General features: G+C 72.7%; 22 protein-coding genes. 15 read left to right on the top strand and 7 right to left on the bottom strand.

What is annotated here, in order from left to right:
- Window positions 1–485 precede the first annotated feature (485 nt).
- The 4 genes from IL992_RS40165 (at window position 486) to IL992_RS40150 (ending at window position 4,122) form a co-directional block, all read left to right on the top strand.
- On the top strand, window positions 486–1,436 hold the full coding sequence (locus IL992_RS40165) for an ABC transporter substrate-binding protein (RefSeq protein WP_193208533.1): 951 nt from the start codon (window positions 486–488) through the stop codon (window positions 1,434–1,436).
- 93 nt (window positions 1,437–1,529) lie between these two features.
- Window positions 1,530–2,558 (top strand): FecCD family ABC transporter permease, encoded by a 1,029-nt coding sequence (locus IL992_RS40160; protein WP_193208562.1) that lies wholly within the window; start codon window positions 1,530–1,532, stop codon window positions 2,556–2,558.
- Entirely contained in the window at window positions 2,555–3,370 is an 816-nt protein-coding gene (locus IL992_RS40155; protein ID WP_193208532.1) for an ABC transporter ATP-binding protein, read from the top strand. The genes IL992_RS40160 and IL992_RS40155 overlap by 4 nt, the downstream gene beginning before the upstream one ends.
- Window positions 3,367–4,122, top strand: coding sequence for an adenosylcobinamide amidohydrolase (locus tag IL992_RS40150; RefSeq protein ID WP_193208531.1), 756 nt, complete (start codon window positions 3,367–3,369; stop codon window positions 4,120–4,122). Before IL992_RS40155 ends, IL992_RS40150 begins: the two co-directional genes overlap by 4 nt.
- 38 nt (window positions 4,123–4,160) lie before the next feature.
- On the opposite strand, the gene IL992_RS47180 is transcribed toward IL992_RS40150, so the two are convergent.
- Together IL992_RS47180 and IL992_RS40140 are read right to left on the bottom strand one after the other, a co-directional pair.
- Window positions 4,161–5,984, bottom strand: a complete 1,824-nt coding sequence (locus IL992_RS47180) for a serine/threonine-protein kinase (RefSeq protein WP_226874669.1) — start codon at window positions 5,982–5,984, stop codon at window positions 4,161–4,163.
- A gap of 28 nt (window positions 5,985–6,012) precedes the next feature.
- Complete coding sequence (locus IL992_RS40140; RefSeq protein ID WP_193208530.1) at window positions 6,013–7,674, bottom strand: hypothetical protein; 1,662 nt, start codon at window positions 7,672–7,674, stop codon at window positions 6,013–6,015.
- A gap of 193 nt (window positions 7,675–7,867) precedes the next feature.
- Here IL992_RS40140 and IL992_RS40135 point away from each other — a divergent pair, with 193 nt between their 5' ends.
- Window positions 7,868–9,049: a sensor histidine kinase gene (locus IL992_RS40135; RefSeq protein ID WP_193208529.1), complete on the top strand. Its 1,182-nt coding sequence runs from the start codon at window positions 7,868–7,870 to the stop codon at window positions 9,047–9,049.
- Window positions 9,046–9,708: a response regulator gene (locus IL992_RS40130; RefSeq protein ID WP_142556449.1), complete on the top strand. Its 663-nt coding sequence runs from the start codon at window positions 9,046–9,048 to the stop codon at window positions 9,706–9,708. Before IL992_RS40135 ends, IL992_RS40130 begins: the two co-directional genes overlap by 4 nt.
- On the opposite strand, the gene IL992_RS40125 is transcribed toward IL992_RS40130, so the two are convergent.
- Window positions 9,648–10,358, bottom strand: a complete 711-nt coding sequence (locus tag IL992_RS40125) for a hypothetical protein (protein WP_193208528.1) — start codon at window positions 10,356–10,358, stop codon at window positions 9,648–9,650. The genes IL992_RS40130 and IL992_RS40125 overlap by 61 nt on opposite strands.
- 173 nt (window positions 10,359–10,531) lie before the next feature.
- On the opposite strand from IL992_RS40125, the gene IL992_RS40120 reads away from it, so the two are divergent.
- The 3 genes from IL992_RS40120 to IL992_RS40110 all read left to right on the top strand — a co-directional run bounded on the left by IL992_RS40120 (window position 10,532) and on the right by IL992_RS40110 (window position 14,452).
- Window positions 10,532–12,622 (top strand): DUF6421 family protein, encoded by a 2,091-nt coding sequence (locus IL992_RS40120; RefSeq protein WP_193208527.1) that lies wholly within the window; start codon window positions 10,532–10,534, stop codon window positions 12,620–12,622.
- Between the two features lie 23 nt (window positions 12,623–12,645).
- Window positions 12,646–13,299 (top strand): SDR family NAD(P)-dependent oxidoreductase, encoded by a 654-nt coding sequence (locus IL992_RS40115; RefSeq protein ID WP_193208526.1) that lies wholly within the window; start codon window positions 12,646–12,648, stop codon window positions 13,297–13,299.
- Between the two features lie 64 nt (window positions 13,300–13,363).
- Window positions 13,364–14,452, top strand: a complete 1,089-nt coding sequence (locus IL992_RS40110) for a threonine aldolase family protein (protein WP_193208525.1) — start codon at window positions 13,364–13,366, stop codon at window positions 14,450–14,452.
- Between the two features lie 63 nt (window positions 14,453–14,515).
- Here the strand turns inward: IL992_RS40110 and IL992_RS40105 are convergent, their stop codons facing one another.
- Window positions 14,516–15,394 (bottom strand): helix-turn-helix domain-containing protein, encoded by an 879-nt coding sequence (locus IL992_RS40105; protein WP_193208524.1) that lies wholly within the window; start codon window positions 15,392–15,394, stop codon window positions 14,516–14,518.
- A 116-nt stretch (window positions 15,395–15,510) separates the two neighbouring features.
- Here IL992_RS40105 and IL992_RS40100 point away from each other — a divergent pair, with 116 nt between their 5' ends.
- Complete coding sequence (locus IL992_RS40100; RefSeq protein ID WP_193208523.1) at window positions 15,511–16,362, top strand: alpha/beta fold hydrolase; 852 nt, start codon at window positions 15,511–15,513, stop codon at window positions 16,360–16,362.
- Window positions 16,363–16,390: 28 nt separating this feature from the next.
- Here the strand turns inward: IL992_RS40100 and IL992_RS40095 are convergent, their stop codons facing one another.
- Window positions 16,391–17,080: a DUF305 domain-containing protein gene (locus IL992_RS40095; protein ID WP_226874668.1), complete on the bottom strand. Its 690-nt coding sequence runs from the start codon at window positions 17,078–17,080 to the stop codon at window positions 16,391–16,393.
- Between the two features lie 106 nt (window positions 17,081–17,186).
- On the opposite strand from IL992_RS40095, the gene IL992_RS40090 reads away from it, so the two are divergent.
- Window positions 17,187–17,864, top strand: coding sequence for a DUF3105 domain-containing protein (locus IL992_RS40090; protein ID WP_193208522.1), 678 nt, complete (start codon window positions 17,187–17,189; stop codon window positions 17,862–17,864).
- A 22-nt stretch (window positions 17,865–17,886) separates the two neighbouring features.
- On the opposite strand, the gene ald is transcribed toward IL992_RS40090, so the two are convergent.
- Entirely contained in the window at window positions 17,887–19,005 is a 1,119-nt protein-coding gene (gene ald / locus IL992_RS40085) for an alanine dehydrogenase (protein WP_193208521.1), read from the bottom strand.
- A gap of 177 nt (window positions 19,006–19,182) precedes the next feature.
- Here ald and IL992_RS40080 point away from each other — a divergent pair, with 177 nt between their 5' ends.
- The 3 genes from IL992_RS40080 (at window position 19,183) to IL992_RS40070 (ending at window position 22,432) form a co-directional block, all read left to right on the top strand.
- Window positions 19,183–20,817: a SecDF P1 head subdomain-containing protein gene (locus IL992_RS40080; RefSeq protein WP_404804819.1), complete on the top strand. Its 1,635-nt coding sequence runs from the start codon at window positions 19,183–19,185 to the stop codon at window positions 20,815–20,817.
- A 267-nt stretch (window positions 20,818–21,084) separates the two neighbouring features.
- The gene (locus tag IL992_RS40075) at window positions 21,085–21,615 is read left to right on the top strand and encodes a hypothetical protein (protein WP_226874667.1); all 531 of its coding nucleotides are present in this window, start codon (window positions 21,085–21,087) and stop codon (window positions 21,613–21,615) included.
- Window positions 21,616–21,706: 91 nt separating this feature from the next.
- Entirely contained in the window at window positions 21,707–22,432 is a 726-nt protein-coding gene (locus IL992_RS40070) for a hypothetical protein (RefSeq protein ID WP_193208518.1), read from the top strand.
- A 10-nt stretch (window positions 22,433–22,442) separates the two neighbouring features.
- Here the strand turns inward: IL992_RS40070 and IL992_RS40065 are convergent, their stop codons facing one another.
- On the bottom strand, window positions 22,443–24,692 hold the full coding sequence (locus IL992_RS40065; RefSeq protein ID WP_193208517.1) for a molybdopterin cofactor-binding domain-containing protein: 2,250 nt from the start codon (window positions 24,690–24,692) through the stop codon (window positions 22,443–22,445).
- Between the two features lie 119 nt (window positions 24,693–24,811).
- Between IL992_RS40065 and IL992_RS40060 the strand changes: the two genes are divergently transcribed.
- A complete protein-coding gene (locus IL992_RS40060; protein ID WP_193208516.1) occupies window positions 24,812–26,335 on the top strand; it encodes a PucR family transcriptional regulator in 1,524 nt (507 codons plus the stop codon).
- The last annotated feature ends 11 nt before the right edge of the window (window positions 26,336–26,346 follow it).

The raw sequence follows: 26,346 nt of genomic DNA, 5'->3' as shown, positions 1-26,346 counted from the left end.
CGGGGGCTTGGGCGTCAAGCGTCCCGCCGCGGCCCCGCCCGGCGCAGCGACGCGGTCCCTACTTTCGATCATGCGCGTCCCCCTACCGCCGGGGTAGGGCCTGCCCTACCATCCCCGCGTACGCCCAGGCGGGCCGCATGCTCAGTTGCCGATCGCGGGAGCCTGGCGCAGGTAGGTCTCCCCCGGTCGATCGGTCGGCACGGGCGCCGGAAGGGCCCGGCGCGAGTGGACGGCGTGAGCCGGGCGGTGCCGGTGGGCCGGGGGTGGACGCCGAGTGAGGGATTGGTACCGTTGCGTCCGACGCGCGCCGCGCAGCGAAGTCCGGTGAGAACCCGGCGCTGTCCCGCAACTGTGGTTCCCCTCCCCAGGGGACGAGCCAGGTCGCCTGCGCTGTGCGCCGACGCCATCGACCCTCGCGGAAAAGGGTGATCCGTCGCTTCCAGCGGGTCCCTCGATTCCCGGCATTCCCCCTGATGGAGGACCTCGTGAGGCCCGTACGCACGGCCGTCGCGGGTGTGGTGCTGGGCGTGCTCGCTCTGGCCGGCTGCGGCCAGACCGACGGCGCCGCCACGTCCGCGACCCCCACCCCCGCCGCCTCGACCAGCACGGGGGAGGGCGTCTTCCCCGTCACGGTCCAGGCGGGCAACGGCACGGTGACCATCGCCAAGAGGCCCGAGCACATCGTGTCGCTGTCCCCGACGGCCACCGAGATCCTGTTCGCGATCGGCGCGGGCGGCCAGGTGACGGCGGTGGACGACCAGTCGAACTACCCGCCGGAGGCGCCCAAGACGTCGCTGTCGGGCTTCAAGCCCAACGTCGAGGCGATCGTCGCCGCCAAGCCCGACCTCGTCGTGCTCGCCAACGACCTGGAGGGCGTGGTCGCCGGGCTCGGCAAGGTCGGCGTGCCGGTGCTGCTCGAACCCGCCGCCACCAAGCTGGACGACACCTACGACCAGATCAGGGACCTCGGCGCGGCCACCGGCAACGCGGCCAAGGCCGACGAGGTGGCGAGCGGCGTCAAGCAGAAGATCGACGCTCTCGCGGCGGCCGCGCCGAAGGACAAGGACCTGACGTACTACCACGAGCTGGACACGACGCCCTACGCGGCGACGTCGAGCACGTTCATCGGGCAGGTCTACAGCCTGTTCGGGCTGAAGAACATCGCCGACGAGGCGCCCGACGCGGCGGGCGGCTACCCCAAGCTGTCGGCGGAGTTCGTCGCCAAGGCCGACCCCGACCTGATCTTCCTCGGCGACACCAAGTGCTGCGGCCAGAACGCCGCCGCACTGGCCAAGCGGCCGGGCTGGTCCGGCCTGTCCGCCGTCAAGAAGGACCGCGTGGTGGAGCTGGACGACGACGTCGCCTCCCGCTGGGGGCCTCGGGTCGCCGACCTCGCCCAGGCCGTCAGCGACGCGGTGCAGAAGGCGGCGAGCTGAGCCGGTGGCGAGGCGGTGAGCCCGGTGCGGCCGGCGCAGGACGCCTTCGCCGGTGGTGGCGCGGTGAGTCGTGAGGCCGGTGGTGGCGTGATGATGACGCAGGCCCGGCCGCGCGGCCGGGCGCTGCTCGTCGCGTCCGCCGTGCTGGTGGCCAGTCTCGCCCTCGGCCTGATGGCGGGCGCGGCGGGCATCTCGCCTCGCGCCATCGCGCTGGCGCTGCTCGACCGGCTGCCGCTGGTGTCCGTGCACTCGGGCCTCGCGCCGGTCGAGGAGGGGCTGCTGTTCCAGCTCCGGGTGCCGCGGGTGCTGCTCGCCGCCGTCGTGGGCGGGCTGCTCGCCACGGCCGGAGCGGGCTACCAGGGCGTGTTCCGCAACCCGCTGGCCGATCCTTACCTGCTCGGGGCGGCGGCCGGGGCCGGCCTCACCGTGACGCTCGTCGTGGTCTTCCTGGGCGGCGACGCGGGGGTGACCGCGGTGCCGGTCGCCGCCTTCGCCGGGGCCGTCGGCGGGGTGTTCCTCGCGTACGGGCTGGGCCACACGGCGGGCCGGGGCGGCGGCACCGCGACGCTCGTGCTCGCCGGGGTCGCGGTCACCTCGTTCCTCACCGCCATCCAGACGTTCGTGCAGCAGCTCAAGGTGGAGGAACTGCAGCGGATCTACTCCTGGATCCTCGGCGACGTCGGCGGCGGCTGGGACCAGCTCCGCATGATCGCGCCGTACGCCGTGGTGTCGACCGTCGTCATGCTGCTGCACGGGCGGCTGCTCGACGTGCTGTCGGTGGGCGACGAGGAGGCGGTCAGCCTCGGCCTGCGCGCGGCGCGCGTGCGCTTCGTCGTGCTGCTGGCCGCCTCGCTCGCCACCGCGTCGGCGGTGGCGGTCAGTGGCCTGATCGCGTTCGTCGGGATCGTGGTGCCGCACGTGGTCCGGCGGCTCGCCGGCTGGTCCTACCGGATCGTGCTGCCGCTGTCGTTCCTCGGCGGCGCGGCGTTCCTCGTGCTGGCCGACACGATCGCGCGTACGGTGCTCGCGCCGGCCGAACTGCCGATCGGGGTGGTCACCGCGTTCGTCGGGGCGCCGTTCTTCGTCACCGTCCTGCGCGTGACCCGGCGGGTGGAGACGTGAGCTCGCGGGACGTCCCGGCCATCGAGGCGCGCGGCGTGTGCGTCACGCTCGGCGGGCGGCGGGTGCTCACGGACGTCACGCTGTCGGCCGCGCCCGGCCAGTGGCTGGCGGTCATCGGGCCCAACGGCGCGGGCAAGTCCACGCTCCTGCGGGCCGTCGCCGGGCTGATCCCCAGGGAGGGCGAAGTGCTCGTCGAGGGGACGGCCGTGGACGATTTGCGCCCGCGCCGGCGGGCCCGGCTGATCGCCTACGCCCCCCAGAGCCCGGCGCTGCCGCCCGATATGACGGTCTACGACTACGCGCTGCTGGGCCGCACGCCGTACATCCCCTATCTCGGCAGCGAGAGCGCGCGGGACCGCGAGGTGACGCGGTCGGTGCTGGAACGGCTCGACCTGGACGGCTTCGCGTCCCGGCCGCTCGGGCACCTGTCCGGAGGCGAGCGGCAGCGGGTCGTGCTCGCCAGGGCGCTGGTGCAGCAGGCGCCGGTGCTGCTGCTGGACGAGCCCACCACGGCGCTCGACCTGGGCCACCAGCAGCAGGTGCTCGAACTCGTCGACCGGCTGCGCCTGGCCGACGACCTCACCGTCGTGACGACGCTGCACGACCTCAGCCTCGCCGCGCAGTACGCCGACGCGCTCGTGCTGCTCGCCTCGGGGCGCGCTATCGCGGCCGGGCCGCCCGCGCGGGTGCTGGCGGAACCGCTGCTGACCGAGCACTTCGGCGCCCGGGTGCGGGTGGAGCCCGGCCCCGACGGGCGCCCGCTCGTCCACCTGGTCCGCCCGTCGGTCTCCTCGATGGTGGAGGAGGCATGACGGACGTCCCGCGGCCGTCCCTGATGTACCGGATGGAGGACGGCCTGCGGCTGGGCACGTTGCTGTGGCGGTTCGGGCCCGGCTGGCGGATGATCTCCTCCGCCATGCTGGGCGGCGGCATCGGCCACCGCGAGTGGGTGCTGAACGCGCAGGTGGCCGCCGGTTACGCGCGCATGGACCCGGCCGAGCACATGGACGCGCTCGGTCCCGGCGGCGCCGGGGTCGGCATGATGACGGCGGCGCTGGTGGAGCGGTACGCCGAGGCGGCCGACGGGGGAGCGGAGGCCGTCGCCACGGTCGGCCTGGGCGTGCCGACCTGGGCGGCCGCGCCCGAGGGCGTGCCCGACCCCGGCCTGCCGGCCGCCCCTGGGCATGCGCGGGAGGCCGTCGGCGCGGGCGACGCCATGGTGTGCGATGGCGTGGTGTGCGATGCCGGCGTGTGCGATGCCGGAGCGCGCGCGCCGCGCCCGGGGACGATCAACATTCTGGTGGCCGTGCCGGTCGCGTTCTCCGACCCGGCCCTGGTCAACGCCGTCATGACGGTGACCGAGGCGAAGACGCAGGCGCTGCTGGAGGCGGGATTTCCCTGCACCGGGACCGCGTCGGACGCCGTCTGCGTCGCCGTACGGGAGGAGGGCCCGGCGGAGGCGTTCGGCGGCCCGCGCTCCGTCTGGGGGGCGCGGATCGCCCGTGCCGTCCACCGGGCCGTCCTCGACGGCGCGCGGGACTGGCGAGCCTGGCGGGCCGGTTAGGCGACAGTACGGGCGGCCGATCTCGTGGGCGTCCCACGCTAGGACGTGAAGGTGATGGTGTTCACCATGTGGTCGATCAACGATCGGTCGCACCGGCCGGCCGGGCAGAAGAACGTGACCAGGACGGTCGTGCCGGCGTCGCCCTGCCGGACGACGTAGGCGGAGAAGTCGAGCCGTCCGGCCTGCTGGGGGTCACTGAGCACGCCCTCGATCCGGAACGCGGGCCTGGCCCCGACCGTCGTCGGTGTCGGCACGCCGTAGTAGGTGGTCACGCCGGGAAGCGCGGGGCCCAGGCTCTCCTGGAGCTCCATCGGCGAGTCGGATGTGCTCAGGGTGTTGCTGACCTGGGCGAACACGCCCGTGGCCCGGTCCGGGTGACCCGTGATGATGGGGTTCACCTTCGACCAGTCGGTGTTGCCCGGCACCGCGAACAGCGCGTTGAACTCGTCCACCGCAGGGGAGGCGATCATCCACTGGTCGGCGTTGGTCCTGGCCTCGCCCCAGGCCGAGGGGTAGGACATGGTGAACGGCGCCGCGGTGCTGCCCTGATAGGTGTTCCACGTCGCGGCGGTGTCCCCGCCCCTGGTGAGCAGTAGCGCGGCGGCGACGGCGATGGACACCAGGACCGCCACGCCGCCGATCAGCGGCCCGAGCGGCAGCCCCCGCCGGTTGCCCCGGGAGGCCGCCGACGCGACCGTCGCCTGCGAGTGCGGCGACCCGGGAGGGTACGACCCGTGCCCCTGCACCGCTGCTCCCTCTACCCGGCTCGCAGCCCCGGCGGCCGACGGGTGGCTCACGGGCGGGCGGGACGCCGCGGGCACCGAGCCGGAGGGATGGGAGACGGGCGGCCTGGTGCCGGGAGGGAACGAGGAGGGCGTGACCGGCGGGTAGGACCCCTGCGGGCGAGACCCGGCGGATCCCGGAGACGCCGGGGATCCCGGAGAGACCGGGGGATACGACGGGGATACCGGGGGAACCGGGGGATAGGACGGGGAGACCGATGCCGGGTCGCTCGCGCCGCCGCTGATCGCGTCGCGCAGCGCGGACACGAACGCCTGGCACGTCTCGAAGCGCTCGGCCGGCGACTTGGCCAGCGCCCGCGTGATCACGGCGTTCACCGCGTGCGGCAGATCCGGCCGGTACGGCGTGAGCGGCGGCGGGTCGTGGGAGACGTGGGCGTAGAGCAGCGCGAGTTCGGTGTCCCGCTGGAACGGCGGCTGCCCGGCGAGCGCCTCGTACACCACGCAGGCGAACGCGTACAGGTCGCTTCGGCCGTCGACCGGCAGGCCCCGGATCTGCTCGGGGGCGACGTAGCGCGGGGTGCCCATGAAGTGACCGTGGCTGGTCAGCCCGGCCTCGGCCGCCGAGCTCTTGGTCAGCCCGAAGTCGGTCAGGTAGACGTGGTCGGACCGCGTGACCAGGATGTTGGCCGGTTTCACGTCGCGGTGCACCAGGCCGTGGGCGTGCGCGGCGTCCAGCGCGGAGGCGATCTGCGCGAACAGCGGGTTGGCCCGTCCGACCGGCAGCGCGCCCTCCGACTGCACGAGCTTGCGCAGGTCGCTGCCCTCGACGTAGCGCATGGCGATGAACAGCAGGTCGTCGCGCTCGCCCGCCTCGTACACCGGGATGATGTTGGGGTGGTCGATGCTCGCCACCATCCGCGACTCGCGCACGAACCGGTCGCGGAAGCGGTCGTCGTGCGCGAGTTGCGGCGCGAGCACCTTCAGCGCCACGGCCCGCCCGAGCCGCTGGTCGCGCGCCCGGTAGACCGTCGCCATTCCGCCACGCCCGACGACCGCCTCGACCGTGTAGTCGCCGAGTCGCCGCCCGACGAGCGGCGGCATCACGGGCCCCTCGGTCATGCGGTCTCCCCCTTGGACGTTCTGTTGATCACGAGTCGACCGGGTTCCCGCAGAAGCCGCAGAATCGGTGCCCCTGGCCCAGTCGCATGCCGCACTGCGTGCAGAACTTCAGCTGTGCCTGCCCCCGGGGCGGCGACGGGTTCGGCGGGTACGAATGTCCGCGCGGCGGCGAGGGGTCGGCCGGATGCGCGTGCCCGTGCGGCGGCGACGGGTCCGCGGGATACGAAGGCCCGCCGGGCGGCGACGGATCAGCCGGCGCGGGAGTCGCCGGAGGCGGCCCCATGACCTCGGGAGACCGGGCGGCCTCGGCCCCGAACACCCTCGTCACGGCGTACGGCGGCCAGGAGTTCTCCCCGGGCGGGTAGGACCCGGCCTCGCCCGCGAAGTCCCCCTGCGTGGCGATCCCGGGCCCGGCGACGCCGTGCCCATCGATGCCGTGTCCATCGATTCCGGGGCCGGCCTGGCCGTCGCCGTCGGCTCGTACGGCGGCGCTCCTGCGGCGCAGCAGCGCGACCCCCACGGCCAGCAGGGCGAGGACCACGACGCCGCCGGCCGCCCACACGTACGGCGGCACCGACGACTTCGGCTGCGCCGCCGTGGTCGGGCGGGCCACCGGCTTGGCTCCGGCGTCCTCCGCCGTGCCCGCCTTGGACTGGGCGACCCGCAGGTGGTCGGCCGCGACCGCGTGGTCGGGCCGCAGGTTGAGCACCTGCTGCAGCGCCGGTATCGCGCCGCTGTAGAGCTTGTTGTGGTAGGAGGCGAGCGCGTTCTCGTACACCACGTCGACCGGGCCGCGGCGCGGGGTTACCCCGGCGGCGACCAGCGCGCTGCGGATGTCGTCGGCGGGGGTGATGGTCACCGGCTCGTCGCCGCCCCCGGAGACGAACCCGACCACCTCGCTCTTGCCGTCGTCGATGAGGGCCGCGCCGGAGGCGCCGTCGTCCAGCAGCTTGGCGACCTTGTCGCGCTCCTTGACGGTCCGGCTGCCCGGCGGGTCGAGGTGCGCGGTGTCGAGCTTGGGCGGCAGCTTCGCCGACGGCCTTCCGGTGAGCGACATCACGTCGAGCGACTCGACCGCGGCGCCGATTGTCGTGCCCAGCGGGACCGTGGGCAGCGACTGCTTCTCGCCGCCCTTGGTGACCTTCAGCACGGCCGGGGCCGCGGGGGACGACCCGGTGGTCAGGATCTGCGCGGGCAGGCCCCCGGCCGGCGGCGGATCGAGGTAGGGGTAGACGCTGACGTTCGTCGTGACATCGGCGATGCACGTCGAGTCGGTCTGCTGGGGCGGGTAGCACGCCTGGAGCCGCCGGTCGAGGTCGGCGTCGTCCAGCGAGTGCCGCTTGAAGTCGGCCGGGATCTTCACCTTGAAGTATTCGGCGAACACCCGGTTGGCCGCGTACACCCGGGGGTCGTCGGCGGCCTGCACGACCTGGGTCGCGGTGACGACCACGCCGTCGGGCGTGACCGTGAAGCCGCTGCCCTTGGCCAGGTCGACGTCGTAGTCCCGCGCCATCTGCTTGATCACGCCACGGTCGTCCAGAAGCGTGATGCGGACGTGCGAGGAGGACTCCACGCGTACGGCGCCGGGGGTGACCCGGTCGGTGGAACCGCTGGGATGCGGGTGGAGCATGGGCGCCGTGAGCGCGGAGAGCGCGCCCAGCCCCGCGATAAGAGAGTGCAGGCGGGGCATCTGCTTCTCCTAGGCCTGTTCGGATCGGTTCAAGCGTCTCAGCGCGGACAGTGTTCGACAAGGTGAGTTTCGTGACCGACACCCACTTGATACAGGGCGATGATCGCGCGGTCGCTTGACGTTGACTTGCAGGCCGATTGCGGACGTCTGTTGCCTGATGCGCGCTATGCCGGGCAGGGATTACTCTGCGCGCATGCGCTTGTCCCTCCTTCGCTCGGTCCCCCGCGTCGACCTCCTGATCGGCCTCGCGATCATCGCGCTGGGCGCCCTTGAGGCGTTCACCGTGGCCCCGGCCTACAACGAGCCGCGGCCCGAGCTGTGGTGGGTGGCGCAGGCGCTGGTCACCGGCGTCCTGGTCTGGTATCGCCGCACGGCACCGGTGGCGGTGTTCATCCTCATGATCCTCGCCCAGTACGTCTGGCACCGGCAGGGCAACCCGGGCTGCCCGGTCTGGCAGCTCGCCGCGCTGCTCATCGTCTTCCACACGATCGGCGCGCATCTGCCGTTCAGACCGGGCGGGACCTGGGCCCTGGTGGGCATCCTCGTCTTCGACTCCGGGGCCGTCGACCACCGCTTCCTGCCGTTCGAGGAGGTCATCTACCTCACCGTGATGTTCGGCTCGGCGTACGCCACGGGCCTGGCCCTGCGCGGCTACCTCCTGCGCGCGCACCGGATGGCCGAGCGGGCGGCGCGGCTGGAGCTGGAGCGGGAGCGGCGGGCCGCCGAGGCCGTCGCCGCCGAGCGCAACCGGATCGCCAGGGAACTGCACGACGTGGTGGCTCACAGCGTGAGCATGATGGTCATGCAGGCCGGGGTGCTGCGCCGCCGGATGGGTACGGCGCAGGAGGACGGCCCCTCTCCGGAGGCCGAGATCCTCGGCGGGATCGAGCAGGCGGGCCGGGACGCGGTGGAGGAGCTGCGGATCATGCTGGGCGCGCTGCGGATGCCGCAGGACGAGGCGCTGCCCCAGCCGGGGCTGGACATGGTGCCCAACCTCATCTCCACGGTCGGGTCCTCGGGGCTTCGCGTGACGCTGGAGACGGAGGGCGAGCCCGTGCACCTGGCGCCCGGCCTCGATCTGTCGGCGTACCGGATCGTGCAGGAGGCCCTCACCAACGCGGTCAAGTACGCCGGGGACGCCGACGCGCGCATCCGGATCGTCTACCACCCTGACCGGCTGGAGCTTGAGATCACCGATAATGGCGGGGGCGCCGGACCGGCGCTGTCCACCGGCAACGGGCTCATCGGCATGCGGGAGCGGGCCGAGCTGTTCGGCGGCTCCCTCGACGCGGGGCCGCTGCCGCAGGGCGGCTACCGTGTCCGCGCGACGCTGCCGATCTCCCAGGGAGTGCCGATGAGCGAGGCCACGAATTGACCATCCGCATCGTCCTCGCGGACGACCAGGCGATGATCCGCGCCGGCCTGCGCATGGTGGTCGAGAGCGAGCCCGGCATGGAGATCGTGGGCGAGGCCGCCGACGGCGCCGAGGCGGTCGCCCTGGCCCGCCGGGTGCAGCCCGACGTCGTGCTCATGGACATCTCGATGCCGCGTATGGACGGGCTCACCGCGGCCAGGCAGCTGCTCGACACGCCCCGGCCGCCCAAGGTCATCATGCTGACGACGTTCGACACCGACGAGAACCTGTACGCCGCGCTGCGCGCGGGGACCAGCGGCTTCCTGCTGAAGGTGTCGCCGCCCGAGCAGCTCGTGGAGGCCATCAGAGTCGTCGCGGCGGGTGACGGCCTGCTCGACCCCGCCGTCACCACGCGGGTGATCGCCTCCTTCGCGGGCCGGCACGAGCCGGTCCGGCCGCCGCAGCTCGCCGAGCTCACCCCGCGCGAGCTGGAGGTGCTGCGGATGCTCGCCCGTGGCCTCACCAACGCCGAGATCGCCAAGGAGCTGTTCGTCGGGGAGGCCACGGTCAAGACCCACGTCGCCCGTGTGCTCATGAAGCTGAACCTGCGCGACCGCGCTCAGGCGGTCGTGTTCGCGTACGAGTCGGGCGTGGTGACGCCGGGGTCGGCGCTCGGGTAGTACGACGCCCATTCGGCGTTCGTCATGCGCAGCACCTTGAGGCCGAGGTAGCCCAGGGCGATGACCGGGGCGCCCCAGAACGGGATCATCACCGGGTTGTACGGCACCGCGAGCGAGCCCAGGTAGCCCACGGCGACGACGGCCGGCACCCACCAGTGGACGAAGCCGGTGCGCCACACGGCCAGCAGGAGCAGCGGCAGGCCGACCATGCCGAGGTAGAGCCACGGCATCACGAAGCCGAAGATGGTGCCGGGCAGGCTGAACACCTCGTCGAACATCTTCTGGCCCTGCTCGACCGGGTAGTGCTGCCCGAACCACCACTCCACGGGGTCCATCATGAGCAGCGCCGACTGGCTGATGTAGCCGACGATGGTCATGGCGCCGGCGATGTGCCCGAGGACGACGGACCTCTTGCGCACCAGGTGCAGCAGGCCGAAGGCCGCGATCGGGACGAGCAGCCAGCTCCAGTGGTAGAGCGCCGACTCCAGCTGGGCCAGGGCCGGGTTGTCGCCGTAGCTGAGAATCTCGCGGTCGTCGCCCCAGGTGCCGGGGTCGACGAGGAGCGCGACGAACTGCAGCAGCGGCGCGACGAACAGCAGGACTCCGGTGACGGTGCGCCGGAAGGCCACCGAGTCGGACAGTTTGAACATCGATCTTCCCCTTCGGGTCTGTCTCCCTACGGCCGGTGACGGTAGGTGAGCGATCCCCTGGGGCTCGTCCGCCGCTCGGGTGATGTGTCCTCATCCGCTAGAGCGACTTATCGCCATCAGGCTAGGTATGTGTATATTTTCCGGAAGACGGCTCACACTACGGGAGATTTTTCATGACGGCTTTCCCGGCGGTCTTGTTCGACGAGGCGCACAGCGAGGCGTGGACGATCCGGCGAGAGGTCGCCGAGGCCATGAATCCCGCCCACCCCGACGACAACAGCTACGCGGAGGCCGCCGGGGCGCTGCGGCGGCTCGGCCACACGGTGCGCGCGCACACCGAGGGCCCGATCACCCCGGCCGTCCTTGACGGATGTGACGTCTTCGTGGTCGCGCACCCCTCGGCCGAGCGCTGGGAGCGCACCACCGGGGTCGGCAGCCCCGTCTTCTCCGCCGAGGAGATCGACGCGCTCGAGGAGTACGTCGCGGGCGGCGGTGGGCTGATCGTGCTGGCCGAGCACGAGCAGGAGAAGTACGGCAGCAACCTCGGCGAGCTGCTCGGCCGGTTCGGGGTGACGGTCGAGCACGCGACCGTGCAGGACCCGGGCAACTGCCACAACAGCGTGGCCACCTGGGTCCTCGGCGTGCCCTCCGCGCAGGCGGTGACCGAGCCGGGCGGCGTGGCCCAGGACCTGCTGGCCGAGGTCAGGCGTGCCTGCTTCTACCGCGCGGGCACGCTCGGCGCGCCGGCCGAGGCGAGCGTCCTGTTCACGACCTCCGGGTCCGCCGACCCCGCGAACGCCCCGCTCGTCGCCGCCGTACGGCACGGCCGTGGCCGGGTGGTCGTCCTGGCCGACTCCGACCTGTTCGGCGACGACTCGATCCGCGACTACGACCACGAGAAGCTGTGGGGCAACCTGGTGACCTGGGCCGCCCGCGTGCCCGAGGCGTCCGGCGCCGCCCGCGCGTCCCGCCCCGAGGTGGCGGAGGAGTTCGCCCGGCTGAAGGCCGCCGTGGAGCGGCTGCGCCCGCTCCAGGCCAAGGACGGCTCGGTCACCGGCGACCACGACGAGGCCGTGGCGTGCATCAGCGAGATCGTCGACGGCATCGGACGGCTCGCGCCGCACTTCCCGCACGACGCCGAGTATCTCGACGCGGTGATGAAGGACTTCCGTGCGTGGGTGGCGGCCGGCCTCGGCGTGCCGGACTTCCTCGACTCGCTGAACGCCTTCCACCCCGACGCCCAGCGGATCGACGGCCTGGAGCACCTGGTCGTCTTCCCGATGTACACCCAGAACGGCAACCCCAACCGCAACGTCGAGGCGGTCTGGATCCGGGTCGTGTGGCCCGACTGGCTGGCCGAGCTGGAGGCGGGCGGCTACGACAACCCGATGTTCGTGCCGATCACGTTCGTCGACTTCACCTCCGGCTACGACACCAACTCGGCCGTGCTGTTCCCCGAGACCGTGGTCGTGCGCCAGACTCCGCCGCGCTTCACCTGGGGCGGCATCTTCTGCGACCGCGAGGCGGCCCGGTTCCGCCGGGTCAGCGAGGCCGCCGCGGCCACGCTGAAGCTCGAGCTGCCGCCGGACGCCGCCCGGCTGCTGGCGTCCCAGGACCTCGCCCAGGACACGTTCGTGCTGTGGGACCTCGTCCACGACCGCACGCACAGCCACGGCGACCTGCCGTTCGACCCGTTCATGATCAAGCAGCGCATGCCGTACTGGCTCTACAGCCTCGAGGAGCTGCGCTGCGACCTCACGGCGTACGGCGAGGCCGTGAAGCTGGAGGCGGCGGGCGTGCCGCACGCGCGGTACGTGCAGTACGCCATCCTGTTCGACCGGCTGTTCCGCTTCCCGATCACCGGCGAGCGGGTGCGCAACTACGACGGGCTCGGCGGCCAGCTGCTGTTCGCCTACCTGCACCGGCAGGGCATCGTGCGGTGGACCGACAACCGGCTCACGATCGACTGGTCGCGGGTCGCCGACGGCGTCGCCGACCTGCGCGGCGAGGTGGAGAAGCTCTACCGCGACGGCATCGACCGCTCCAAGCGGGCCCACTGGCTCGCCGCGCACGAGCTGGTCGCGACGTACGTCGAGCCCGACCCGGCCTCTGTGTGGAAGCAGGGCGTCCATGCGCTGCCCGCCGAGCAGAAGGCCATGGTCGACGCCGTGCTGCCCGACGAGTTCCCCCTGAGCATGTTCTACGAGGCCCTGCGCCGTAAGCTCACCGACGTGGTGGAGTCGACCCGGGGCATCCGCGCGTGAGCGGGGCCGGAGAGGAACGCGCGATGAGCAGGGTGATTCTGGTCACTGGGGCGGGCGGCCCGGCGGGCCGGGCCGTCGTCGGGAAGTTCACCGAGCTCGGGGACACGGTCATCGGCGTGGACAAGTCCGGCGCCGAGGGGTGCCTGGCCGTCGACCTGCTCGACCGGGACGCCGTACGCGGCCTGGCCGAGCGGGTGCGGGCCGAGCACGGCCGGGTGGACGGCGTCGTCCACCTGGTCGGCGGCTGGCGCGGGTCGAAGACCTTCGCCGACACCTCACTCGACGACTGGGACCTGCTGCACGACCTGCTGATCAGGACCCTGCAGAACGTCTCACTGGAGTTCGAGCCGCTGCTGCGGGCGAGCGGGAACGGCCGTTTCGCGATCGTGTCGGCCCGGGCGGCCCAGAAGCCGACACAGGGCGGCGCGGCGTACGGGGCCGCGAAGGCCGCCGCCGAGGCGTGGACGCTGTCGCTGGCCGACGCGCTGAAGGACACCTCGGCCGCCGCGGTGGTCCTGGTGGTCAACGCGTTGGTGCACGATGAGATGAGGGCCGCGAACCCGGACAAGCCGTATCGAACCTTCACCGACGTGAAGGATCTGGCGGCGGCGGTCGCGGGCCTGTGGGACGAGGAGCCCGCGGCGGTCAACGGCCGCAGGAACGACCCCCCACCGTGAGCTCCGCGGCTGAGCGGGGGCCGCGGCCGCCCCGCCCGGGCCGGCCGCGGGGCCTGAAACCGCGATGGGGAGACATCTCGTGACAACCGATGCCGTGCGCAGGCACGACCCGGCGAGCCGGACGTTCGCCAGCGACAACTACGCGGGGGTGCACCCCGAGGTCCTGGAGGCGATCGCCCTCGCCAACGGGGGACACCAGGTCTCCTACGGCGACGACGTCTACACGGAGGCGGTCCGTGGTGTCTTCCGCAGGCACTTCGGCGAGCAGGCCGAGGTGTTCCCCGTGTTCAACGGCACGGCGGCCAACGTCGTGTCGCTGCGCTCGATGTGCGCGCGCTGGGAGGCCGTGGTCTGCCCGGAGAGCGCGCACATCAACACCGACGAGGGCGGCGCCCCCGAGGTCACCGGCGGGCTGAAGCTGCTGACCGTGCCGACCCCCGACGGCAAGCTCACGCCCGACCTGATCGACCGGCAGGCGTGGGGCTTCGGCGACGTGCACCGGGCGCAGCCCCGGGTCGTGTCGATCTCCAACGCGACCGAGCTGGGCACGCTCTACACCCCGGCCGAGATCAAGGCCATCTGCGACCACGCCCACGAGCTGGGGATGTTCGTCCACCTCGACGGATCGCGGATCACCAACGCCGCCGCCGCCCTGGACGTGCCGCTGCGCGCCCTGACCACGGACGCGGGGGTCGACGTGCTGTCCTTCGGCGGCACCAAGATCGGTCTGATGCTGGGCGAGGTCGTCGTCGTGCTGAACCCGGAGGCGTCGCGCGGCCTGCCGTACCTGCGCAAGACGAGCATGCAGCTCGCCTCGAAGATGCGGTTCGTTTCGGTGCAGTTCGAGGCCCTGCTCGGGGGCGACCTGTGGCTGCGCAACGCCCGCCAGGCCAACGCGATGGCCCGGCGGCTCGCCGACGCCGTACGGGACCTGCCCGGGGTGAGCGTGCCGCGCCCGGTCGAGGCCAACGCGGTCTTCGCGGTGCTGCCGGCCGACGCGGCCGACCGGCTGCGCAAGCGGTTCCGGTTCTACAACTGGAACGAGCAGGTCGGCGGGGGCATGGTCGAGGTGCGGTGGATGTGCGCCTTCGACACCACCGAGGCCGACGTGGACGCGTTCGCCGCGGCGCTGGCCGAGGAACTGCGCGCCTGACTGCGCGTACGAGTCGCGGCGGCCGGTCGGGGACGTCTCCCCGGCCGGCCGCGCCCCTCGAGATCAAGGACCCGCACCGACGACCGATGAGAGGTCCGGCTTGGCGGAAGCCTCCCGGCTGGGCCACGCGATGTCGTCGACCGCCAGAAACGGCTCGCCCGCCACGTTCGCCGGGGTCACCCCGGTGAACTCCACGACGTCTCGATGCAGGTGGGACTGGTCGGCGTAGCCGGCCTCGACCGCGACCTGGGCGGCGCTTCCGCCCGCGACCAGGCGGTGGGCGGCATGGTCGAAGCGGACCAGCTTCGCGGCGCGCTTGGGCGGCAGGCCGATCTGCGAGTGGAACCGGGACCACAGGCGCTTACGGCTCCATCCCACTTCGGCGGCCAGCCGGTCGACCCGGACCAGGCCGCGGCCGCCGACGATCCGGCGCCAGGCCCAGGCCACCTCCGGGTCCACCGGTGGCCCCGCCTCATGCCGGCGGGCGAGCAGCGCGTCGGTCAGCGCGAAGCGATCCTCCCAGGAGGAGACCTCGCCCAGTCGCTCACGGATCCGGGATGCCTCCCGGCCCCACAGCTCGTCGAGGGCCACCACGGCGCCGTCGAGGTCGGCGGGGGAGGTGCCCAGAATCGCGCGTGCGACGACCGGGGACAGGCGCACCTGCACGCACTCGACGTTCTCACCCCGTGCCCGGACCGCGCCTCCGGACCCGAGCCCGGGCCCGGCGACCAGACTTCCCCGCTGCTGCCGCCCGGCGGCGTACTGCAGGACGGGCGAACCGGCGCCGAACTCCAGGAGCAGCGTCACGGCCGGGTGCGGGACCATCCGGAGCGCGTCCAGGTCACCGACGCGGAACCCGGCCATGGTGACACCGGCCACCCGGCTGGGCCGCCGCGGGCAGGCGACGTCCCACACAGCCTCGCCGTGCACGAATGTCGACATGGCCTCCAGGCTATGCGGGCACCGAGCCGATGTGCGGGGCCGATCGGCGGGGCTGATAGGCGGGCGGGGAACATTCGTCCAAGACGGCGGCGCGCACCGGCGGCGACAGTGGGCGCATGACTGTTTCCGACGGCAAGCCGCGTGTGGAAGACGCGACCACCGCGAGTTCGACGCTGTCCCTGGACGACGGCGACATCCACGTGTGCCAGGACGGCCCCCGCGACGCCCCGGCACTCCTGCTGATCCACGGGTCCGCCTCCTCGACCCGCTCGTGGGACCGCCTGGTTCCGCTGCTGACCGGATCGCATCGTGTCATCCGGATCGACCTGCTCGGGCACGGCCGGTCGGCCAAACCGGCCGGCCCGAGCTACGCGCTCCCGGACCAGGGACGCCGGGCCGGCGTGGCACTGGACCGGCTCGGTGTCGAGCGCGCGATCGTGGTCGGTCATTCCAGCGGCGGCGCGGTCGCCACCGCTCTCGCCGAGCAACGACCCGACCTGGTGACCGCGCTCGTGCTCATCAACACCGGACCCGGCATGGACGCCTTCATCGCACCGGAGTCCGCCGCGATCGCACCGTCGCAATGGCCGCCGACCGACGAGCAGATCCGCCGGTTCGCGAGCACCGGTTTCAGCCGCGCGGGCTACCAGATCCCGCAGGAGCTCCTGGACGAGGTGCGCATCATGACCTACCACACGCTCACCGCGACGATGCGGGGCACCCGCGACTACCTGGAACAGCGGGCGCTTCCGGACCGGCTGGCGGTCCTCGGCAAGCCGCTATTGGTGATCTTCGGCGAGGACGACCGGAGATGGCGGTCCTCATCCGCCGCCGACTACCGGGTCGTTCCGGGCGCGGAAGTCGAGTTGCTGCCCGGTCTCGGACACTCACCCATACTCGAGGACCCGAGGCGGACCGCACGCTCCCTGCTGGCCTTCACCGCGATCCACGCCGCACGGGCGGACTGAACGAGACCGCCGGACCAGCCGGAGAGGGTTACGGCGCGGCGAGCGGCTGGGCTCCCCGCTTGGCCAGCAGGTCCGTCATCGTGCGGATCTCGGCGTTCTGGCCGTCCACGATGTGCTGGGCGAGAGCGCGCACCTCGTCGCGGTCCGACAGTTTGAGCAGGCCCTCGGCCATCTCCACGCCGCCCTGGTGATGGCGGATCATGAGCTGGAGGAAGAGGACCTCGGCGTCCCTGCCGGTGGCCTGGCGGAGCCGGTTCATCTCCTCCTCCGTCGCCATCCCGGGCATCGTGCCGGGCGCCGGGGCGGTCGTGGCCGCCCCGCCGTGCCCGTGCCCGGACATCCAGGCCATCGCCGGGCGGCCGGAACTCTGGTCCAGGCCCCACTGCTGCAGCCAGCCCATGAAAATTCCACGCTGGGTGCTCTGCGTCGTGATGATGTCGTACGCCAGGCTGCGCAGCGCCTGGTCGGAGGTCTTGTCCCTGAGGATGAAGGACATCTCCACCGCCTGCGCGTGGTGGACCCCCATGTCCCTGGCGAACCCCGCCTCGGGGGAGGCGTCCCCGGGCGTCGCCTGCCTGGCGAAGAACAGCACGAGCACCGCCGCCGCGAGGAGGACGACGACCAGCCCGAGGACGGGGAGGCGGCGCCTGGCCGGGGGAGTGGTCGCCGCTGCGGTCTCCACTGCGCTCTCCATTGGACCGTCGATGTCAGTGCTCATCGCCCACAGGCTACTCGCCACAGCCGTCGCTCTGCCCGAAGCAATACCTTTAGCCACTATTCTCCATACGCAGCGGGGGTGTCAGTGATCAGCGGATGGAGGAGCGATGACCAAGGAGAAGTCGCAGGCGAGGCGTGAGCACCTCGCCCGCATGCGCGCCGAGCAGAAGCGCAAGGAGCGGCGCGCCGCGCTTCTCATGTGGGGGATAGGCGGCCTCGTGATCGTCGTCCTGGTCGCCCTCGTCGCCGTCTACGTGGTCAACGACCGCTCGGCCAAGTCGCTCAGCGCCGTCAAGACCTACAACTACAAGGGCTCCGACCACTCCTGGGACAAGGTCTCCTACAAGGAGACGCCGCCCGTCGGCGGCCGGCACAACTTCTACTGGCAGAACTGCGGCATCTACGACAAGCCCATCCACAACGAGCACGGTGTCCACTCGCTGGAGCACGGCGCGGTGTGGATCACCTACCGGCCCGACCTGCCGAAGGCCGAGGTGGACAAGCTCAAGAGCATCGCCTCCGCCGACTACATGCTGCTGAGCCCCTACCCGGGCCTGCCGTCCAAGATCGTCGCCAGCTCCTGGAACCACCAGATCGCGCTGGACTCCGCGGACGACCCTCGCCTGCCGGAGTTCGTCAAGAAGTACAAGCAGAACCCGACCACCACCCCCGAGTACGGCGCCTCCTGCTCGGGCGGCATCGGCACCACCGACGAGCAGCCACTCCCGCCGGCCCAGCAGGAGACCACGCAGGAGCCGATGCCGAGCACGGCCCCGTCCTCCTGATCCGGACGTCCCCTGGCCCGGCTCAGGGAACCAGCACGCGGTCCACGGGCACGGCTTCCAGCCCGTGGGCCTCGGCCACCGGGCGGCTCGTCAGGTGGCCCTCGTGGGTGCTCAGACCGAGGGCGAGCGCGGGGTCGGCGGTCAGCGCCTCGCGCCAGCCCAGGTCGGCGATCGCCAGCGCGTATGGCAGCGTGACGTTGGTCAGCGCGTACGTCGAGGTGTGCGGCACCGCCCCCGGCATGTTGGCCACGCAGTAGAACACCGAGCCGTGCACCCGGTAGACCGGGTCGGCGTGGGTGGTCGGCCGCGAGTCCTCGAAACAGCCGCCCTGGTCGATGGAGATGTCCACCAGCACCGACCCCGGCTTCATCCGCGAGACGAGGTCGTTGCTCACCAGGGTCGGCGCCTTGGCGCCCGGCACGAGCACCGCGCCGATCACCAGGTCGGCGTCCACCACCGCCCGCTCGACCTCGTACGCGTTGGACGCCACGGTCTGGCAGCCGCCCCGGAAGACGAGGTCGGCGTGGCGCAACCGGTCGACGTCGCGGTCCAGCAGCAGCACCTGCGCCCGCATGCCCACGGCGACCGCGGCGGCGTTCATGCCCGACACCCCCGCGCCGATCACCGCCACCTTGGCCGGGTAGGTGCCGGGGACGCCGCTCATCAGCACTCCGCGCCCGCCGCCCTGGCGCATGAGGTGGTAGGCGCCCACCTGCGGCGCCAGCCGCCCGGCGACCTCGGACATGGGTGCGAGCAGCGGCAGCGTGCGGTCGGGTTTCTGCACGGTCTCGTACGCGATGCCGGTCACGCCCGACTCCAGCATGGCCCGGGTGCAGGGCTCCGAGGCGGCCAGGTGGAGATAGGTGAACAGCACCTGGTCCTTGCGCATCCGGTGGTACTCGTCCGGCACCGGTTCCTTGACCTTCAGGATCAGGTCGCCCTCGGCCCACACCTCGTCCGCCGTGCCGATGATGACGGCCCCCGCCGCGGCGAAGTCCTCGTCCGGGATCGCGGACCCCAGCCCCGCGCCCTTCTCGACGAGGACCCGATGACCCTTGCGTACGAACTCGTTGACCCCCGCGGGTGTGAGCGCGACCCGGTACTCGTGCGTCTTGATCTCTCGGGGAACTCCCACCTTCATGTCTTCACTGTCGGCTCCCGACGTCCGTGTGGACATCGGGCAACGGGCAACCATTTGGCGGATATTCATGACAAATTGTCAATAAAGGAACGTGTTGAGCGTTCCATGGTCGGCCGGTTACCCGCGGTTGGCAGACCTCGGTAGGCTCTGCGAGCGGTGTAAGGGATCGAGGTGGGAATGCACAACGCGCCCGTGCCGGGAGACGAGGAACCCGGCCCGCGGCCCGGCGGCCTGACATCGGGAGCCGAGACGGCGCCCATGCCCAAGCCGGTCGGCCCCGAGGACCGCGGCGGCGTGCCCGCCGAGGCGTCCGGCGGGTGGGGCGGCTGGTTCGGCGACACGTCCGGCGGAGCCGGTGCCACGGGAGAGACGACGGTCCTGCCCGCCGCCGGCGGCGGACCGAGTGACACGTACGGCGGGCCCATGGGCGGGCCAGGCGACCCCGGCGGAGGTCCCCTGCCGCCCGGCGCGCACGGTGAGCGCGCGGGGCTCGGCGATCCGCTCGCCGATCCGCTCGCTGATCCGCTCGCTGATCCACTCGGTGGCCCGGGTGGTGCGCGGGGTGAGCCCGGTGGGCTCGGCGGGTTCGACGACCCGCTCGGGGAGCGCGGTGAGCCGCCGGGCGGGCTTGGTGATCCGCTCGGTGACACGATCAGTGGGCCGGTCGGTGTACCCGGTGAGCCTGGTGGGCCTGCGGGGCTTGGCGACCCCTTCGGCGTGCCCGGAGGACCGGGTGACCCGCTCGCGGTGCCGGGTGGACCGGGTGACCCGCTCGCGGTTCCCGCTGGAACGGGTGACCCGCTTGGCGCCCCCGGTGTCGCCGATGCTCCCGTCGCGCCCGGCGAGCCGGTAGAGGCAGCCGCGCCCGGCGTTCCGGGCACACCCGACGGCACGCCCGGGGGCGCGGGGCCGGGTGACGGGCCGTCCGCCCCCGCAGGCCCCACGGAGCCGAGGGCGGCCAGGGGGACGACGATCGCCCTCATCGTGGCCCTCGTGCTGGTGGTCGTCATGTCCGGCGTCCTCGGCGCCGTCGCCGTGGTGATGACCCGCAACCCGGACGCCCCGCCGCTCAAGCAGACGCCCGTACGCACCCTGCTGACGCCCATGCACTTCGCTCCGGTCACCGGGGTGGGAGCGGCGCCCTGCAGCGGAACGGACGCGATCCCGGACGACAAGGGCGCCTCCTGCTACCAGCTCGACCCGGGGGTCACGGTCACGACCGTGCAGAAGATCGAGGAGGTGCCGGAGAACGACGGCACCTACTCGATCAGGCTCGTGCTGTCCCCCTCCAGCCAGGAGCAGATCGCCGCGCTCACCCGTGAGACGGTCAAGCAGCAGCTCGCGATCGTGGTGGGGGAGAAGGTGGTGGCCGCCCCGCGGGTGGCCCAGGAGATCACCCAGGACAGCCTCGGCATCGCGGGCTTCGACAAGGCCCAGGCCGATGCGATCATGGCGCTGCTGACCGGATCCGCCCCCGCGGGCCAGCCGAACCCGGCCGCCTCACCCGCCGCCACCGACGCCGGCCAGTCCGGCGGCACACAGCCCGGCGGCACACAGCCCGGCGGAACGCAGCAGGGGGGAACGCAACCGGGCGGCACCCAGACCAGTGGCACGCAGCCGGGCGGAACGGTGTACGAGGGCGGCCAGCCGGGCGGGTCGCAGACGGGCGGCACCCAGCAGGGCGGCACCCAGCAGGGCGGCGGCACCCAGCAAGGTGGGACCCAACAGGGCGGGACTCAGCAGGGTGGGACCCAGCAGGGCGGTGGGACACAGCCGGGAGGCACGCAGCCGACCTTTGAGGGGTTCCAGTGAGCACGCATCACGGCCTGGACCGCCTCTCGCGGACCTGAAGCGGCCGGTCGGCGGCCGGGGCGCGCCCGGCCCGGCCGTCCGGTCGGGCCGGCCCGCCCTGTGTCCGGCCCGGCACGAGCCGGCCGGGTGCGACGTTCCCACGGTGAACGAGGTCCTGGATCACCGTGGGCGAGGCGACGGCGTCCGGTCAGGCGGTGATCGCGATAAGGTCGCGCCATGCAGCGCATGACCGGTTTGTTGATAGGTGCGGTTTTCGGGGCTGTTTTCGTGTTCGCGAACTCGCATCCACCCCTCGGTCATGCTCTCGCTCTCGTCCTCCGGATCGCTGCGGCCGTCGCCCTGGCGGGCGTGGTCGCCATGTGGTTCCTCGCCGTCGGGCGCGCCAGGTCCACCGGCACCGAACTCGGCGTCGGGGGAGGCGGTGAGTCCGGGAAGATGTTCGGCCTCGGCTTCGCGGTGGTCGTCGTGATCGAAGCCGTCGCGCTGTTCGGCGGCATCGCGGTGCTGCGCGCCCTGGACCGCCCCGAGGAAAGCAACGTCGCCTGGATCGCTCTCGTCGTCGGCGTCCATTTCGTCGCCCTCGGACCGATCTGGAGGGACTGGACGATCATGGTGCCCGGTGTGGTCCTCACCGTGCTCGGGGTCGCCGGGCTCGTCATGACCGCCTCCTCCGCCGTGGCGTGGGTGCCCTTGGTCAGCGGGGTGCTGTCCGGTGTGACGCTGTTGGCCGGATGCCTGGCCGCCGTACGACGCGGCCTGTCCGCCCAGGGGTCCCCGATCTCGGGCGGACGCCGGTGACGGCCCCGGCGGGGCCGACCCCGAGGGCGGCCGCGGTAGGTGCAAGCCGGGGTCAATCCGGGTGCAAGTAGATCCCTGTAGCGTACGGCGCGTGTCAGCACGATGGTTGCGAGGCGCGGCCGCCACGGCCGCGACCGCCGCGTTCCTGGTCCCCGCCTCCCTGCTCCCTGCTTCCCTGTTCTCCGCCGGCCCGGCCCTCGCGCACACAGCGCAGGCCACTGGGCAAGCCACTGGGCAAGCCTCTGCGCAGGCCCCCGACCGGGCGTCCGCTCACGGCACGGCCGCACCGGCGGCCGTCGCCAAGAAGCTGTTCAGCGCCTGGCTGCGCGCGGACCGCCACGCGGCCTCCCGGGTCGCCACCGCGGGCGCGGTTTCCACGATCTTCTCCTATCCCTTCCGGGCCCCGGACGAGTTCGCGGGCTGCTCGGGCAACGCCTGCCGGTTCGTCCACACCAGCGTGCGCGTGCCGGGCGGGCTCGGCGGGATCCTGATGATCGTGTCGGGTGGCAAGGTCACGAGGGTGTACGAGGCGCGCCATCTCGTGAAGCCGTCCGCCGCCGCCGGACACCTGTTCGACGCCTGGCGCAAGGGCGACCGCAACCGGGGCCTGGAGATCGCCACGAGCGCGGCGGTCAAGACGCTGTTCCGGGCGAAGTTCGATCCGAAGGGCGTGAAGTACTTCTTCCAGGGCTGCAGCTCCGAGCCCAAGGGCTACAGCTGCGCCTACTCCTACGAGGGCGGCGGCATGTTCATGCACGTGCGGGGCTCGAAGAGCCGCGGCTACGAGGTGACCTCCATCGGCTACATCGCCGACTGATCCGGCGGGCTCAGCCGGTGACGGGCGTGAGCGCGATGTCCTCGGGCCGGATCGGGACGCGGGGGAGACCCAGCCCGGTCGCGGCCCTGACCGCCGCGGCCACCGCGGGGGTCGACGACAGCGTGGGCGGCTCGCCCGCGCCCCGCAGGCCGTACGGCGCGTGGGGGTCGGGGTTCTCCAGGACCGACAACCGCATGGGCGGCATGTCGAGGATGGTGGGGATCAGGTAGTCGGTGAACGAGGGGTTCAGCACCCGGCCGTCCCTGACCTGGATCTCCTCCATCAGCGCCAGGCCCAGGCCCTGCGCGGAGCCGCCGTGGATCTGCCCTTCCAGGGCCAGTGGATTGAGGATCTTCCCGACGTCCTGCACGGCGGCCAGCTCGACGACCCTGACCAGGCCGAGCTCGACGTCCACGTCGACCACGGCCCGGTGCACGCACAACGCGAGCTGCGTGTGGGAGTCGCCCTGGCCGGTGACGGGGTCCAGGGGGAACGTGGGCCGGTGGCGGTACTCCCGCGTCTCCTCGACCGGCCCGAACCGCTCGAGCACCTCCTCCAGGGACAGCTCCGGATGCGCCGCCCGCAGCGCGTCGAGGCGCGCCCGCACCGCCTCGCAGGCGGTCTTGACCGCCCCGCCGGTGACGTACGACTGGCGGGAGGCCGAGGAGGACCCGGCCGAGCCGACCGCGGTGTCCGCCGGGGCGACCGTGACTCTGGCGATCCCGAGCTCCGTACGCGCGATCTGGGCCTGGACGGTGACGAGCCCCTGGCCCACCTCGGCGGCGGCGGTGTGCACGAGCACGTGCGGCTCGTCCCCGGCCAGCTCGACCCGCACCCGGGCCGTCGAGTAGTCGTCGAAGCCCTCGGAGAAGCAGATGTTCTTGATGCCGACGCCGTAGCCCACGCCGCGCCGCACGCCTTCGCCGTGCGTGGTCTGCGCGACGCCGCCCGGCAGGAGGCGCAGGTCGGGCTCGTCCGCCGGTTCCGGCGGCAGCGGCATCGCGGCCAGCTCCGCGAGCATGTCCGCGAGCGGCGCGGGGCTGTCGATGACCTGCCCCGTGGCCAGGCGCGAGCCCTGCGACACCGCGTTGCGGACGCGGATCTCGACCGGCGACAGCCCGCAGGCCGCCGCGAGCCGGTCCATCTGCGACTCGTACGCGTAGCACGCCTGGACCGCCCCGAACCCGCGCATCGCGCCACAGGGCGGGTTGTTCGTGTAGACGCCGTACGCGTCGATCCAGACGTTGCCCACCTCGTACGGGCCGACTCCGAGCGAGGCGGCGTTGCCCACCACGGCGGGGGTGGACGAGCAGTAGGCCCCGCCGTCGAGCAGGATCTCCGCCTTGACGTAGACGAGCCGCCCGTCGGCCGTGGCGCCGTGCTCGTAGCGCATCCGCGCCGGATGCCGGTGGACGTGGCCGAAGAACGACTCCTCGCGGCCGTACACCATCTTCACCGGGCGGCCCGTCCGCAGCGCCAGCATCGAGGCGTGGACCTGCATGGACAGGTCCTCCCTGGCGCCGAACGCGCCGCCGACCCCGGCGAGCGTCAGCCGCACCTTCTCCTTCGGCAGGCCCAGGCACGGCGCCACCTGGTCCTGGTCGACGTGCAGCCACTGGGTCGCGACGAACAGGTCCACCCCGCCGTCCTCGGCGGGCACGGCCAGGCCCGACTCCGGGCCGAGGAACGCCTGGTCCTGCATGCCGACCTCGTACTCGCCCGTGACGACCACCTCGGCCTCGAAGGTCCCGCCCACCCTCACCGGCTGGTGCCGTACGAGGTTCCCCTCGGGGTGGACGGCGGGACAGGACGGGTCGAAGGCGGCCCGGCGGGGGTCGGTCACCGCCTCGCGCTCCTCGTACCGCACGACGATCGCGGCGGCGGCGCGGCGCGCGGTCTCCGGATGGTCGGCGGCCACGATCGCCACGGGCTCGCCCTGGTAGCGGACCTGGTCGACGGCGAGCACCGGCTGGTCGCGGCGCTCCAGCCCGTGGAACTTCTCGCCGGGCACGTCCTCGTGGGTCAGCACGGCGAACACGCCGGGCATCGCGAGCGCGGGACCGACGTCGATGGAGCGGATCCACGCGGACGGGTGCGGGCTGCGCAGCGTGGCGCCCCAGAGCATGCCCTCAAGCCACAGGTCCGAGGAGTACGCGAACTCCCCGGTCACCTTCAGCGTGCCGTCGGGGCGCGGCGCGCTCTCGCCGAGGCCCGAACGCGTCCCGGTCCTCGTCGGCTCGGCCGCCGTCTCAGTCGCCATCCGCCGCTCCATCCTCGTAGTACAGCAACCGGGCGGCGGCGGGGCCTATCGGCGCGGCGATGAAACCCGGAGGCGGACGTAGTCGATGCTTGTAGATATCTCCAAATACGCTGTCTGTCGTGCTATTGCATGATCTGCTCGCCGTCCCGGAACTGCGGCTCACCCTGCTCACGGGCGACGAGCGGCTGGACCGCGAGATCAAGGGCGTGCTCATCACCGACCTGCCCGATCCCCGGCGCTACCTGTCGGGCGGCGAACTGGTGCTGACCGGTCTCATGTGGCGCCAGTCGCCCGCCGACTCCGCCCGGTTCGTGGACGCCCTGGCCGAGGCGGGCGTGGCCGCGCTCGGCGCGGGCGACGCGCGGCTCGGCACGGTCCCCGGCGACCTGGTGGAGGCGTGCCGGGCGCGCGGGCTGCCGCTGCTCGAAGTGCCCGTCGAGGTGTCGTTCGGAGCCGTCACCGAACTCGTCGGCAGGCGCGTCGCCGCCGCCCAGGCGGGCGACCTGCGCGGCGCGCTCGGGCGGCACCGCAGGATCGTCGCGGCGGTGGCCGAAGGGGCCGGCCTCGGCGAGCTGTTCGCCCTGGTCGAGGCCGAGCTCGGCGTCACGGCCGCGGTCGTGTCCGCCTGCGGCGCGGTCGTCGCGGGCGCTCTGCCCGAGGAGCAGGCCGTACGGCTGGCCCGCGACTATCTCGCCGCCGTCCGCCTGCCGGTCGTCGTGGACCGCGGCGGGCCGTTCACGCTGTTCGCGGTGGATCGCTCGCACCGGGCCGCCGGCTGGGCCCTGGTCTGCCGGGGCGAGGTCGACGTGGAGATCGGCTACGAGTTGGCGGCGTGCGTCGCGATGGAGCGGACACGGGCGGAGGAGGGCCGCCGGGTGGAGCGCCGGCTGGCCGAGCAGCTCATCGCCCTGGCCTGCGCGGGCGGCGACCTCGCGGAGCTGTCGGCCCGGCTGCGGACCTGCGGCATCGACCCGGCCGAGCCGTACGCGGTGGTCACCGCCACGGCGAGCAGGCGCGGGGCGACGGAGGGCCCCGATCCCGCCCTGCTGGGCGGTCAGGTGACGGAGGAACTGCTGGACCGCGGGGTGGTGGCCGCCGCGGGCGCCGACGCGTCGGTGGCGCTGGTCCCGTTGCGCGGCGGCACTCCCTGGGGCGACCGCGACGCACTCGCGGCGCTGCTGCGCGCCCGTACGGCGGTGCTCGCCGGCGGGCTGCCCTCGATCACGGTGTCGGCCGGGCTGAGCGGCGCGCTGACCGGGCCGCAGGCCATCCGGGGCGGAGTGGAGGAGGCGGGCCACGCCCGGCGGATGGCCGAGGCGCGCGGCGGGGGAGTGGTCACCAGCGACGAGATCTACACGCACGCGCTGCTGCTGGCGACCGTGCCCGGCGACGTACGGTCCTCGTTCGCCGGACGGCTGCTCGGGCCGCTGTTCGACTACGACCGGCGGCACGGGGCCGAGCTGGTGCGCACGCTCGGCGCGTTCCTCGACTGCACGGGATCGTGGAACGCCTGCGCCGAGCGGCTGCACGTGCACGTCAACACGGTGCGCTACCGGATCAGGCGGGTCGAGGAACTGACCGGCAAGGATCTGTCGTCGATGGCCGACCGCGTCGACCTCTTCCTCGCTCTCCGCGCCGGCTAGCCCCGCCGCGC

The sequence above is a fragment of the Microbispora sitophila genome (assembly GCF_014892245.1).
Classification (GTDB): Bacteria; Actinomycetota; Actinomycetes; order Streptosporangiales; family Streptosporangiaceae; genus Microbispora; species Microbispora siamensis.
Note: the sequence above shows the minus strand (reverse complement) of the source record. Positions and strands in the feature narration are given on the sequence as shown.